This window comes from Anaerobacillus sp. MEB173 (assembly GCF_052119505.1).
GTDB lineage: Bacteria > Bacillota > Bacilli > Bacillales > JBJMAU01 > JBJMAU01.
The window spans coordinates 522,952-537,049 of sequence record NZ_JBJMAU010000002.1; the positions used below are offsets into that span (position 1 = coordinate 522,952).

Genomic DNA, 14,098 nt, shown 5'->3' on the forward strand with positions numbered 1-14,098 from the left:
GATTGTTATACAGGGTATACAGGGTGTTTTCGTTCTGAGAAGATGAGCTGTTTTGATGTATATGCTTCAAAGCGAGTGATTAGTTCTTCTCTCAATGAATTAGGCTGGACAATGCCATCAATAATCATTTCTGAAGCTAGTCGGTAAATATCAATGTCTTGACGGTACTCCTCACGTTTTTGTTCAATAAACGCAGGGCGCTCTTCTTCCGGTAATTGGGCAATTTTATTTGCATATACCGCATTAACAGCTGCCTCTGGTCCCATTACTGCAATAGACGCACTTGGTAACGCTAAGCAGCAATCTGGTTCAAACGCCGGACCCGCCATTGCATATAATCCTGCACCATAAGCTTTGCGAACGACAATTGAAATTTTTGGAACTGATGCTTCTGACATTGCTGAAATCATCTTTGCACCATGGCGAATAATTCCCGCTCGTTCTACTTTTGTTCCAATCATAAATCCAGGAATATCAGCTAAGAATAATAATGGAATATTGAAGGCATCACATAATGTAATGAATTTCGCTGCTTTATCGGCAGAATCATGGAATAGTACTCCACCCTTCATTCTAGGTTGGTTAGCAACAATACCAACTGACTGTCCATTCATTCTTGCAAAGCCTGTAATTAACTCTGGAGCAAATAGCTTCTTAATCTCGAAAAATGATCCTTCATCAATAATTCTCTGAATTAAATCAATCATATTGAACGGTGCATTTTGGTTTTTAGGAATGATTTCTTCTAGTGATTTTTCAAACTGCTTTGGTGCTAGTGCCTCTTTTACAGGTGGCTTTTCTGAGTAATTCGCAGGGAAATACGATAAATAATTTCTAGCAAGATTAATCGCTTCCTCCTCAGATTTCGCTAAAATATCACCACAACCAGAAACCGAGCAATGCATGCGTGCTCCGCCCATTTCCTCAAGGGTAACTTTTTCACCGATAACCATTTCAGCCATTCTTGGAGAACCTAAGTACATTGAAGCATTACCATCAACCATAATGACAATGTCACAGAAGGCTGGAATATAGGCTCCACCAGCAGCAGAAGGACCAAATAATAAACAGATTTGCGGAATTTTACCTGATAGTTTTACTTGGTTATAAAAGATTCTTCCTGCACCTCGGCGACCAGGGAACATTTCAATTTGATCGGTAATTCTTGCTCCAGCAGAGTCCACAAGATAAAGCATTGGTACCTTTAGCTTTTCTGCATTTTCTTGAATACGGATAATTTTTTCAACCGTTCTTGCTCCCCAAGAGCCCGCTTTAATTGTGGAATCATTTGCCATGACACAAACTGTTTGACCATTGATTTTACCAATCCCTGTTACAACACCATCAGCTGGTAAATCTTCAGCATTACAATTTGCAAATAGAGCATCCTCTACTTGAATACCTTCATCAAATAACAACTCTAGTCGTTCACGAACAAACATTTTTCCTTGTTCGGCATTTTTTTCGTGGTATTTAGCTGCTCCACCTTTTTTTATTTGTTCGACACGTTCTTGTAAAGTTTTTTCCAATGACAACGCCGTTCCCTCCTCTAGATTGCTTCGATTGCTAGTAGATTCATAGACTTTTGACATACGTTACTCTCCTTTGAACACTGGTGATCGCTTTTCTTTAAAGGCCTGAAGTCCTTCCATTCGGTCTTTTGTAGGAATGGTAACCTCATAAGCATTTTGTTCAATTGCAAGTCCTGTATTAAGATCAACGTCATATCCTTTATCAATCGCCAACTTTGCTTGTGCAACGGCCACTGGACCATTTCGAACAATTTGTTTGGCAATTTCCATTGCTTTATCCATTAACGATTCCTGTGAAACAACATGTTCAACGAGTCCGATTTGTTCAGCCTCTTTTGCATCAATTCGTTTTGCAGTAAAAATCATTTCCTTTGCACGGCCTTTTCCAATCAGACGAGGCAGCCTTTGTGTTCCACCAGCACCTGGAATAATTCCTAACGATGTTTCGGTTAATCCAAACTTCGCTGTCTCTGAAGCAACTCGAATATCACACGCTAATGCTAGTTCTGTTCCTCCCCCAAAAGCCATCCCGTTTACAGCTGCAATAACTGGTTGTGGCAGCATTTCTAAATCATTAATGTTCCCACGAATAAGGGAAACGGTCTTCCTTACTTCCGTCTGGTCCATTCCAGCACGTTCCTTTAAATCTGCTCCGGCACAAAACACCTTTTCACCGGCACCGGTAACAATGACACAACGAACGGAACGGTCAAATTTGATCGAATAGATAGCTTGATGTAAATCAAACAGCATTTGTGTAGAAAGAGCGTTTGCTGCTTCAGGTCGATTAAGTGTTATGACTGCAATGCCATCCTCATTCTTTGAAACCAGTACTTGATTATTTTCCATGACTACTCTCCTTTACCTACACAATGGAATTTATATCTTTGAACAAGCCTGATCTTGGTTCGCTTGTAAATTATGGCTTAACAACGGACGACCAATTTTATCCTGAATAAAAAAGGCCGCTTGAAGTAATTTTTCTTGATTTACCCCAGTGTGAATTCCCATTCCATCCAACATATAAAGAAGATCATCCGTCGCTAGATTACCTGAGGCACCCGGTGCATAAGGACAACCTCCAAGTCCACCTAGTGCACCGTCAAAGGTTGTTATCCCCATATCGAGAGATGCTAAGATGTTCGCTAATGCCGTCCCTCTTGTGTCATGAAAATGCATGGCTAATTGTTCAGATGAGAATCTCTCTAACAATTTCTCTAATACCTCTTGAACTTGCTTTGGATTGGCAACACCGATTGTATCCCCTAAAGATAGCTCATTGATTCCCATTTCAAACAATTGCTCTGAAACTCTTATAATAGAATCAATCGATACATTTCCTTCATAAGGACATCCAAAGACAGTTGATACATATCCACGAACTGTTTTCCCGGATGCACGTGCATCTTCGACAACCTGTTTTAAAATCGGGAACGTTTCTTCAATCGACTTATTAATGTTTTTCTGATTATGCGTTTCACTTGCAGACATAAATACAGCAGCTTCATCAATATTGGCTTCTAAAGCTCGCTCTAAGCCTCTTTGATTAGGTACGAGAGCAGCATATGTAACGCCTTCTACTCTCTCAATTCCCTTTACAACATCAACCGCATCTGCCAATGCCGGAATCCATTTCGGATTAACGAATGATGTTAATTCAATATATTTTAATCCTGTATGTGATAATTGATTAATCCAAGAGATCTTATCTTCGGTGGCAATAAATGATTGTTCATTTTGCAGCCCATCTCTTGGCCCTACTTCTTTGATCGTTACCGCCTCTGGCCACTTCATTTCAGCAATCCCCCCGTACTACTTTACTTGCTACTATTCTAGCTCAAGAATGACATCACCTTCGTTAACAAACTCACCTTCGCTTGTTTTTAATTCTTTAACAGTTCCGCTCTCTTCAGCAGCCACTGGGATTTCCATTTTCATTGATTCTAGAATCGCAACATCTTGCCCTTCTTCTACTTGATCTCCAACTTGAACTAAAATCTTCCATACGTTCCCTGCCATATTTGTAACTACTTTACTCATTTTATATTCCTCCTAAGTCATTGTTGTTTTTTATCAGTTAATTTGCTTTTACTTTTCCTTGTAAATATTTTGCTACAAAATTTGTTGTAGTATCACCACTTTTAAATGCTGAATGAGCAGCTACTTCACGGAGCATTGGGATATTTGTTTTAATACCTTCAACAATATAATGCTCCAATGCTTTTTCAAGCTGAGCGATCGCTTCATCACGGTTATTTCCTTTGACGACTAGCTTTGCAATCATAGGATCATAGAATGGGGTTACAGTTGAACCTTCAGCTACCGCTAATTCGTGACGAATAGACGGGCCTTCTGGAATCTCAAATTTAGTAATTTTTCCGGGTGACGGGAAAAATGTCTTTGGATCCTCAGCATAAATTCTTACTTCAATCGCATGCCCTTCTCGTTTTACCTCATCTTGTGTAAAGCTTAACTCCTCACCACTAGCAATTCTTAGTTGTTGTTCTACTAAGTCAAGACCAGTGATTTCTTCGGTGATCGGGTGCTCAACTTGAAGACGGGTGTTCATTTCCAAGAAATAGAAATTCTTATCCTTGTCTACAAGAAACTCAATTGTTCCTGCATTACTATAGCCGATCGCTTTTGCAGCTTTTACAGCTGTCTCACCCATTTTTCTTCTTGTTTCTTCATCTATGAATGGTGAAGGTGCCTCTTCAAATACCTTCTGGTGTCTTCGTTGGATTGAACACTCTCGCTCCCATAAGTAAACTGTATTCCCTTTTTGATCTGCTAAAATTTGAATCTCAATATGGCGTGGATCCTCAACGAACTTTTCTACGTACATAGCTCCATCACCAAAGAAGTCTGTTGCACGCTTCGAGTTTCCAACAAATGCCTTTTCAAGTTCTTCATCACTGTGAACGACCTGCATACCAATCCCACCGCCGCCAGCAGATGCTTTTAACATGACAGGGTATCCCATCTCATTCGCAATTTTGATTGCTTCTTGTGCATCTGCTAATGGATAAGCTATACCTGGAACAACAGGAACTCCAGCTTCTTCCATTGCCTTACGCGATTCAATTTTGCTTCCCATACGCGCAATAACATCAGCAGAAGGACCAATAAATACAATCCCTGCTTCTTCACACTTATTACCGAACGTCGTATTTTCTGATAAAAGCCCATATCCTGGGTGAACGGCTTCCGCACCCGTTTCCTTTGCAACTTCTATTATTTTGTCGATATTTAAATAACTCTCATTTACACGCGGTCCACCTACAAGAAACGATTCATCAGCTAATTTGACATGTGGCGCCTCGGCATCAGCTTCTGAATAAATCGCTACAGTTTGAATTCCCATTAATTTACACGTTCGGATGACTCTAGAAGCAATTTCTCCTCGGTTAGCAATTAAAATCTTTTTAAACATATGCTACACTCCTATCCAATGAGTTAATGTTGTAATACAAGAGATTCGTTCTAGCTTTATTAAAAAAGTAGTATGTGATCCGTATAAGTGAAGTTCACATTATACGGATCATCACTTCCTGCTTAATTTACATTTGAGGATTGAATTTTTTCCACTGCCAATTCTCTAAGCTTAAACTTCTGAATCTTCCCGGATGCAGTCATTGGATACCCCTCACAGAATTCAATATAACGCGGTACTTTATACCTCGCTATTTTGCCTAAGCAAAATTCTCTGATTTCTTCAGTTGTAGCAGTCTGTCCTTCCTTCAACTGAATCCAAGCCATTACTTCCTCACCGAACTTCTCATCTGGAATTCCAACGACCTGTACATCTAAAACCTTTGGATGCTGGTAGAGGAATTCTTCGATTTCACGTGGATAGACATTTTCCCCACCGCGAATGATCATATCTTTTAATCTTCCAGTGATACGACAATAACCGTTTTCATCCATAACAGCAAGGTCACCTGTATGCAGCCAGCCATCTTGATCAATGGCTTTAGCTGTCGCCTCAGGGTTTTTATAATAGCCTTTCATAACATGATAACCACGAGTACATAATTCCCCTTGAACACCATTAGCCACTTCTTCATTCGTCGCAGGATCAACAATTTTCACTTCAACGTTCGGAAGAGCTCTTCCAACCGTCGATACTCGTAATTCGATTGGGTCATTTGTTCTTGATTGCGTAATAACAGGAGACGATTCTGTTTGACCATAACAAATGGTAATCTCGGTCATTCCCATCTTTTCTACAACCGCTTTCATAACCTCAATCGGACAATTCGATCCAGCCATTACCCCTGTTCTTAATGAAGATAAATCATAACTATCAAAATTTGGATCATTTAATTCAGCAATAAACATTGTCGGTACACCATGCAGAACTGTGCATTTTTCTTGAGCAACCGCTTCAAGAACTTGCTTAACATTAAATTCTTGTACTGGAACCATTGCCGCTCCAACCGAAACAGCTGTGAGTGTTCCAATTACACACCCAAAACAATGGAAAAATGGAACTGGGATACACATACGATCATTTGCAGTTAATTCCATACATTCTGCAATATTGATAGCATTATTTACAAGGTTGTTATGTGTAAGCATAACACCTTTTGGAAATCCAGTTGTTCCAGATGTATATTGCATATTTATTGGATCATCAGGGTTTAGAGAATTCAGCCGCTGATCTAGTTCTACATCAGAAACATTATCTTTTAACGCTAGAATATCTGACCAATGATACATGCCTGGATAGCGGTTTTCGCCAAGAACAATGACATTTTTCAAGTACGGCAGCTTTTCTGACTTTAAATTTCCAGGTTGTGATGTTTTTAATTCCGGAACAATTTCATAAAGCATTTCAATGTACGAAGCACCACGGAACTCTTCCATTAAGATTAATGTCGTTGTATCAGATTGTTTTAATAGATATTCGAGCTCTGCAGTTCGATAGTTTGTGTTGACTGTTACAAGTACGGCTCCCATCTTTCCTGTAGCAAATTGAGAAGTAACCCACTCTGGACGATTCGTTGCCCATATTGCCATATGTTCTCCTACTTCAACACCTAAGCTCATAAATCCTTTTGCAACATTTCGACACAATTCGTTAAATTCCTTATATGAGTATCGCAGTCCTCGATCAGGATAGACAAGTGCATCTGCGTTTGGTTGTTTTGCCGCAACATCCTCAAGTAGTTTTCCCACAGAAATATTCATTGCTTCTGCCATTAAAAAAATCCCCCTTGATCAATTTTTTAAAAAAGCGTTACACGGTTACAACCCCACTCATCCATATACTTTATTTCTCTCTATCTATCTATTTTATTAACAACCTAATTGTCTAGCAATTACAATACGTTGTACTTCAGAAGTACCTTCACCAATTTCTAGTAATTTTGCATCACGCAAATGACGCTCTACATGATACTCTTTCATATATCCATAGCCACCATGGATTTGAATCGCCTGATTACAAATTTGCATACCTCTTTCAGATGCAAATAATTTTGCAAATGCCGCTTCTTTCTTAAAAGGCTTATTATTATCCTTCAACCAAGCTGCCTTATGCACCATATTTCTCGCTAATTCAATTTCCATTGCCATATCAGCTAATTTAAATTGAATAGCCTGGAATTTTGAAATCGATTGTCCAAACTGCTTACGTTCTTTCGAATAAGCTAATGCTTTGTCAAAAGCGGATTGTGCAATTCCTACTGCCAAAGCAGCAATTGAAATTCTTCCCCCATCAAGAGTATGTAAAAATTGACCAAATCCCTTTTGCGGATCTCCAAGCAGGTTTTCTTTCGGAACTCTAACATCTTCTAAAATTAACTCACAAGTATTAGAAGCATTTAAACCCATTTTTTCATAGTTACTATTAATCGTAAAACCAGGCGTATTTGTTGGAACAATGATTGCAGAGATGTTATTTTTGCCGCGCTCATCTTTTCCCGTCACCGCTGTACAAACAACCTGTTTTGAATACTCAGCATTTGTAATCCAGCATTTCTCGCCATTGATAACCCACTCATCACCATCTAATACTGCCTTTGTTTGTGTTCCAGCTGCATCTGAACCAGCGTTCGGTTCTGTCAAACCAAAAGCACCTAACGTCTTTCCTGACGCCATAGGAACTAAGTATTCTTGTTTTTGTTCTTCAGTACCAAAATTATAAATCGGGCTTGCTCCCAGTGAAACTGCAGCCGCATAACTTAACCCTGTACCACCGCACGCACGGCCAATTTCCTCTACAGCTAAAGCGTAGGAAATTGTGTCTCCGCCAGACCCACCGTATTCTTCAGGAAATGGAATTCCCATTAGCCCTAACTCGCCCATTTTCTTAAATATATCAGTTGGAAATTCACCGGTACGATCTAACTCCTCCGCGCGAGGTGCAATCTCATTTTGCGCAAAATCTCTTACCATTTCCTTAATCATTTGTTGTTCTTTTGTTAATTCAAAATTCATTTTCCCTTCCCCCTTAACGATATTTGGAAATGTGCATGAAAGGGTTTTCATTTTAAACGCCATTCAATATCACAATTCTAGTTTTTTTATTATTGAAATAACTCTGAACTACCGCTCAGATTTTTTAAAATATTCTCTTTTACCATTATAGTAAAAAAATTCAAAAATGCAAAGGTTTTTTATAAAAATTTAGATAATTTAGAATTCAATGACAACTATCTACATTTTTCCCTCTATTTCATTCTTTAACATCAAAATGATGCAATTCTTTTGATGAAATCTATTTAGTTTAATAGAGTTGTGTCGAAAGCCTATACAAAAAATATTTAAAGGAGTTTTCTGAATTAACCTCGAAATATGCTAAATAGACTGACTATTCTTTCAAATAATAAGGAGGAGTAACAAAGTGGATACAAAAGTACTGCAATTTAAACATATTACATTAGAGGTTGAGACCCCGATCGCCTACGTTACCATGAATCGCCCAAACAAGCGAAATGCATTATCGCAAGAACATATGGAGGAGCTTACTGAGTGCTTCTTTACAATAGGGAAGAGCAAAGAAATCTCAGTGGTCATCTTACGAGGAAATGGTCCTGCTTTCTGTGCAGGTCATGATCTTAAAGAGATGCTTAATGAAACACCTGTCTTCTATCAACAACTATTTGATACATGTATTAAAATGATGGAAACCATACAATCGATCCCACAGCCAGTCATTGCCCAAGTTCATGGAATTGCTACTGCAGCCGGCTGTCAACTCGTAGCAACTTGTGACTTGGCCATCGCTAGTGAAGAATCAACATTTGCTACTCCAGGAGTAAAAATTGGTCTGTTCTGTTCAACACCAATGGTCGCTTTAAGTAGAGCTGTCGGACGCAAAAAAGCAATGGAGATGCTCTTAACTGGGGATTCCCTGTCTGCTGAAGACGCAGTTGCTGCAGGTCTCATTAATAAAGCGGTTCCGGCAAACCAGCTTGAAGAAGAGACAAAGCTTCTTGCAACTAAAATATCTCAAGCAAGCTCGTATACAGTAGGAGTTGGAAAACAATCATTTTATCAACAGATTGAAATGCAACAAAACTTAGCGTACGCCTATACAAAACAGGTCATGTCAATGAATGCTGCAGCCGTTGATGCATCTGAAGGAATGTGTGCATTTATAGAAAAACGTAAACCTGAATGGAAAGGTTGTTAATACTCTCGAAAAGCGCAAGCGACGAGTAATCGCAGGAGCAGCGACCTTGCTCCTGTGTCTACACGAAATGCTTCGTAGCGAAATTCCTCGTCGCAAAGCTCAAGGGAGCTTCACAAGCAGTTGCTTTCCTGAAGACCTATTCTTGCTTCAGGACTTTTTATGAGTTTTCAGTTAATGTTGGTTGAAACCTAACTAAGATCGAACGAATCACAAAACCTGTAATTAAACCGGGAATTACCATTAACATTGGAAGCCAAACAGGTCCTAATAGAACACCAAATATTTTAACTGTACTTGAATAGACGAGGCCTACTGTAATGAAGTAAGCCGCAAAAACAAAAGGTAAAAATAAATACGGTTTTGTATCGTCAGAAGCCTCTTTATAAGCATCCCAAATCGAAAACATATAAAGACATGGATAGAACATAAGCCATTGAAAATTAGTCAATTCAATCGCTTTATCAATCTCTCCAAGAAAGCTCAACATAATTACAGCGTTAAAATTCGCACAAACATTAATGATAATTTCCAGTAAAATTAATACGCCCCCTTTCACTACATGCCCGTTTAACATTTGTCCGAAACCTGGTAATGCTATACTCCATAATAATACCTCGATCTTATTTTTCTTCATCATTTCCACCTACTGTACAAACATCGATCACCATTGTTCTGTTATTTTCCAAATTAGTATACCACTCAATTTCCATTTTATTTACAATTTTAGTTTTTCAAAAAGATAGATAAACTAGCTCTAAAATAAAGAAAAAAGAAGCAAACACCAAAATGATGTTCGCTTCCTTTTTCCTATTTTTTATAAATATCTTCGATGTACTTTTTTCCCATCATAAATAAAGACAACTTTCTTATCGCCAATCATTGATTCTAAATGAACAGATCTTCCCCAAAGCTGATAAATATATGGAAGAACCTTTTCTAAATATTGGACATCTAATTCAATTCCTTCAAAAGAATGTGTCAGATACAGTTCTCCATTCTTTAGGTAGTCACCATCAGTTACATAAATGTATGGAAATCCTCCATTTACACGCATACTTACTAATTGATCACGGACATTCTCCCATTCCTTATCGACGATTTTATAATCGCGTCCTTGCTTTTGGAACAAATACATGTCTTCTCTCATTACTAGGTCTTTTGTTAAATAATTGCGTAAGAAGGAAATATCTGATTCTATTTCTCGAACTTCAAAGATTTTTTCACGGCCGCTATTCGGTTGAACACCTTGGCGTTCTTGCATTTCCTTTGTTGGATTATTATAACGCTCTTCAATATCCTCAAATATTTTTAAACCTAGATAATACGGATTAATCGATGTTTTTGATGGTTGAACAACACCTGCATTCAGCTTGGCAAATTCAATCGTTTCATCCGATGTTAAATCCATTTCTCTAAGAATACGCTGATGCCAATAACTTGCCCAACCCTCGTTCATGATCTTTGTTTCTAATTGCGGCCAAAAATACAACATTTCCTCACGCATCATTGTCAAAATATCACGTTGCCAAGGTTCTAGCTCACGGCTATACTCTTCAATAAATAGAAGAATATCCTTTTCGGGTTGAGGCGGGAACTTCTTTTTCTTTTTCATTTTCGTTTCTTCTGTTTTCTTTTCGTCGAGCTTCCATAAATCATCATATGGAGTTGCTCTTTTACGTAACTCCTCTTCTTCCTCTTCCGTTATACTCCACGTTAATTTAGGCCGAACTAGACTAGGATCAATATGTTCCTGGATAGATAATACGGCATCAAGGAACTCTTCAACCTCTTCCTTACCATATATTAGTTCGTATTTAGAAATACGTTCAGCAGTAGCAGTCATGCTTTCAACCATATCACGCCTTGTATTCGAAAAACGGACATTATTTTTGAAGAAATCACAATGCGCGAGAACATGGGCAATAATTAATTTGTTTTGAATAAGACTGTTACTATCCAAGAGAAAAGCATAGCAAGGATCAGAGTTAATCACTAATTCATAAATTTTGCTCAAGCCTAAATCATATTGGAGTTTCATCTTATGAAATTGTTTTCCAAAGCTCCAATGGGAAAAGCGGGTCGGCATTCCATATGCACCAAATGTATAAATGATTTCTGCAGGGCAAATTTCATATCTCATTGGGTAAAAGTCAAGTCCAAAACCGACGGCTATTTCCGTAATTTCTTCTATCGCATACTCAATCTGCTTCTGTTCCTCGATATTCATTGTTCATCACCCTTCATATCTGTTCTTATTATTAAATTTATGAAGGACATAGACAAATGATGAGAGGAAAATATACTTTTCAATCTTTTCACTGCAAAAAACTGGGACATTAACGAATTATGAAACATCTAAAGAAATGATGAAAGGCATCAAAAAAGCGTCTGTTTCCTTCACGAGGACAACAGACGCTTTCAAACTAGGACACCAGCATCATCATTCATTTCTAAAACACCTTCATTCTCTTATTTTATATTTTGCAACATCATATCAACTTGCTCATCTGTCATGCTTTTAATAAATTGCAAGAAATCAATTTTACAATCAATCCCATGCTTTTCACAACCGTTTAAATAATATTTCCATGCCGTTTTATACTTATCCATTAAACTCATCCCTACTCTCCCCTTCACCACATTGTTTTATAACAGTTCGTTATTATTAAATTTATTATATAACAGTTTTGGGTTTTTGTGTTAATAAAATTTAAATATATTTTTCTTTTCACACACACAAAAAAAAAAAAAAAAAAAAATTAACCATTGGCTTAATTTAACAAATGGCTAACTTAGCTATTTCCATATTTTCTTGTTTCAATTAAGATCAGGTTATTATAATGGTTTAACAGAATGTCTAACTCTTGACTGCATTTAATTGTTTTTTCAGACGTAAAACCATGTACTTTGGCTACTTCCATCATTTCAAGCCTTTTACTTTCTATTTCTTCACGATTTACAGTTATCATCCTTCACACTCACTTGAATATAATTTAATAGATTACTAATCTCTTATATCTATGTTACAAAAAAACAACTCCTCTTGCAATTACTTAATTCAGTAAATTCTCCTAAATTTTATCAATTAGCAAGTCGTATTGCTGTGATTATAGACACAGTTTTTTATGATTCATTTTTCCCAGAAAAAAACAACCGGTAGCTAACCAGCTGTTAAATGATTACATCATCTTCTTCACCTTATCCATCAGTTCATTCGTTACTTTTTCCAGAAAGTGATGACTAGCTTCCAATGAGTCTCTTTTCACTCCAAAGTAAAACTTCACTTTTGGTTCCGTTCCTGACGGCCGAATACAAAACCACGTTCCATCTTCAAGTATATACTTAATCACATTAGCCTTTGGGAGCTGAATTACTTCTTCCTTTCCATTTGTTACATTCAGCCTTAGCCTTTGTTGATAGTCTTCCATCAGTTCCACTTTTTTCCCGCAAAGCTCGGTAAGTGGAGTTTTTCGAAACTGTGTTAATATCGAATCTATTTTCTCAATCCCTGCTTTTCCTTTTAATGTAAGCGATTCAAGGCCTTCCTGATAGTACCCATACTTTTTGAAAACATTTAATAAACCATCATATATCGTTAATCCTTTAGACTTATAGAATGCAGCTAATTCTGATGCGATAAGACTTGCTTGGATCGCATCTTTATCACGAACAAAATCACCTATTAAATAACCATAACTTTCTTCGTAACCAAACAAGAATGTATATTGACCACTGGCTTCAAATTCATTTATTTTCTCTCCAATAAATTTAAACCCTGTTAACGTGTTGATCGTTTCAATCCCATACGATCCCGCAATTTCTCTTCCAAGCTCTGAAGTTACAATTGTTTTCATGACAACACCATTTTTAGGAAGAGTACCCTTTTTACTCTTTTGCGACAATATGTACTCTAATAAAAGTGCTCCAGTTTGGTTCCCTGAAAGAACAATATACTCGCCTTGTCTATTTTTCACAGCGATACCAACACGATCTGCATCAGGATCTGTTCCAATAAGAAGATCCGCATCAACTTTCTTTCCATACTTGATAGCTAACGAAAAGGCTGCATGCTCTTCTGGATTAGGGGATGCAACTGTCGAAAAATTGGGATCTGGCTTCTCTTGTTCCTTGACGATTTCAATGTGCTTAAATCCAACCCCCTGTAAACCTTTTCTTAGCGGATCACTAGCTGTCCCATGTAACGGAGTAAATACAATGTTCACTTTATCAGCGAGCTTATGAATGATTCCGGGGTTTTCGATGATCGTTTTTAATTGCTCCTGATAAGCTCTGTCAACTTCCTCCCCGATAAATTGCAGCAGTCCCTTCTTTTCAAGCTCCTTTTGGTTTGAGATTTTAATCGTTAACTCATCATCGATTTTATTTACCTTTGTAATTACTTTATTAGCAACCCCCGGTGGCATTTGTCCACCATCAGAGCCATAAACTTTATAGCCATTATACTCAGGCGGATTGTGACTAGCGGTGATAACAATACCACTAAAGGTGTTTAAATAGCGAACAGCAAACGATAATACTGGAGTAGGCCGCAATTCGTTAAATACATAGGTTTTAATCCCATGCTTTCCTAATGTTAACGCAGCCTCTAATGCAAATTGTGGTGACTTATGACGAGGATCGTAAGCAATGACAACACCTCTCTGTTTCGCTTCTTCTCCATTGGCAGCAATGTAGTTTGCCAGTCCTTCAGTCGCTTTTCTGATTGTGTATCTATTCATACGGTTTGTCCCTGGTCCTAGTTCACCACGCATTCCGCCTGTACCAAATTCCAAATTTTTATAAAAACAGTCTTCGATTGCTCGTTCATCATTTTTCATTCGGTTGAGCATATCCCTTAATTCAGGATCTAACCCGGCAAAAGTGTTCCAACGCTCATATTTATTTTTCCAATTCATCGTTTTCA

13 protein-coding genes are annotated in these 14,098 nt (G+C 37.8%); 1 reads left to right on the forward strand and 12 read right to left on the reverse strand.

All coding sequences use genetic code 11. From position 1 onward, the window contains the following. Positions 1–5: 5 nt before the first annotated feature. The 7 genes from ACJ2A9_RS07180 to ACJ2A9_RS07210 all read right to left on the reverse strand — a co-directional run bounded on the left by ACJ2A9_RS07180 (position 6) and on the right by ACJ2A9_RS07210 (position 7,976). Positions 6–1,592 (reverse strand): acyl-CoA carboxylase subunit beta, encoded by a 1,587-nt coding sequence (locus ACJ2A9_RS07180; protein WP_441420930.1) that lies wholly within the window; start codon positions 1,590–1,592, stop codon positions 6–8. Positions 1,593–1,595: 3 nt separating this feature from the next. Then, positions 1,596–2,381 carry an enoyl-CoA hydratase gene (locus ACJ2A9_RS07185; protein ID WP_441420931.1) on the reverse strand — a complete coding sequence of 262 codons (786 nt, stop codon included), beginning with the start codon at positions 2,379–2,381 and terminating at the stop codon, positions 1,596–1,598. A 30-nt stretch (positions 2,382–2,411) separates the two neighbouring features. Beyond that, positions 2,412–3,326, reverse strand: a complete 915-nt coding sequence (locus ACJ2A9_RS07190) for a hydroxymethylglutaryl-CoA lyase (protein WP_441420932.1) — start codon at positions 3,324–3,326, stop codon at positions 2,412–2,414. Between the two features lie 33 nt (positions 3,327–3,359). Further along, positions 3,360–3,572, reverse strand: coding sequence for an acetyl-CoA carboxylase biotin carboxyl carrier protein subunit (locus ACJ2A9_RS07195; protein WP_441420933.1), 213 nt, complete (start codon positions 3,570–3,572; stop codon positions 3,360–3,362). A 37-nt stretch (positions 3,573–3,609) separates the two neighbouring features. Then, the gene (locus ACJ2A9_RS07200) at positions 3,610–4,965 is read right to left on the reverse strand and encodes an acetyl-CoA carboxylase biotin carboxylase subunit (protein WP_441420934.1); all 1,356 of its coding nucleotides are present in this window, start codon (positions 4,963–4,965) and stop codon (positions 3,610–3,612) included. A gap of 122 nt (positions 4,966–5,087) precedes the next feature. Next, a complete protein-coding gene (locus ACJ2A9_RS07205; protein ID WP_441420935.1) occupies positions 5,088–6,737 on the reverse strand; it encodes an AMP-binding protein in 1,650 nt (549 codons plus the stop codon). A 96-nt stretch (positions 6,738–6,833) separates the two neighbouring features. After that, complete coding sequence (locus ACJ2A9_RS07210) at positions 6,834–7,976, reverse strand: acyl-CoA dehydrogenase (protein ID WP_441420936.1); 1,143 nt, start codon at positions 7,974–7,976, stop codon at positions 6,834–6,836. 406 nt (positions 7,977–8,382) lie between these two features. Here ACJ2A9_RS07210 and ACJ2A9_RS07215 point away from each other — a divergent pair, with 406 nt between their 5' ends. Then, a complete protein-coding gene (locus ACJ2A9_RS07215) occupies positions 8,383–9,174 on the forward strand; it encodes an enoyl-CoA hydratase (protein WP_441420937.1) in 792 nt (263 codons plus the stop codon). A 157-nt stretch (positions 9,175–9,331) separates the two neighbouring features. On the opposite strand, the gene ACJ2A9_RS07220 is transcribed toward ACJ2A9_RS07215, so the two are convergent. The 5 genes from ACJ2A9_RS07220 to ACJ2A9_RS07240 form a co-directional block, all read right to left on the reverse strand. Then, the gene (locus ACJ2A9_RS07220; RefSeq protein WP_441420938.1) at positions 9,332–9,808 is read right to left on the reverse strand and encodes a hypothetical protein; all 477 of its coding nucleotides are present in this window, start codon (positions 9,806–9,808) and stop codon (positions 9,332–9,334) included. A gap of 180 nt (positions 9,809–9,988) precedes the next feature. Then, positions 9,989–11,401, reverse strand: coding sequence for a SpoVR family protein (locus ACJ2A9_RS07225; protein WP_441420939.1), 1,413 nt, complete (start codon positions 11,399–11,401; stop codon positions 9,989–9,991). Positions 11,402–11,643: 242 nt separating this feature from the next. After that, positions 11,644–11,793: a hypothetical protein gene (locus ACJ2A9_RS07230; RefSeq protein ID WP_441420940.1), complete on the reverse strand. Its 150-nt coding sequence runs from the start codon at positions 11,791–11,793 to the stop codon at positions 11,644–11,646. Positions 11,794–11,966: 173 nt separating this feature from the next. Then, positions 11,967–12,143, reverse strand: a complete 177-nt coding sequence (locus ACJ2A9_RS07235; protein WP_441420941.1) for an aspartyl-phosphate phosphatase Spo0E family protein — start codon at positions 12,141–12,143, stop codon at positions 11,967–11,969. A 210-nt stretch (positions 12,144–12,353) separates the two neighbouring features. Further along, a complete protein-coding gene (locus ACJ2A9_RS07240) occupies positions 12,354–14,090 on the reverse strand; it encodes a phospho-sugar mutase (RefSeq protein WP_441420942.1) in 1,737 nt (578 codons plus the stop codon). Positions 14,091–14,098: the final 8 nt, after the last annotated feature.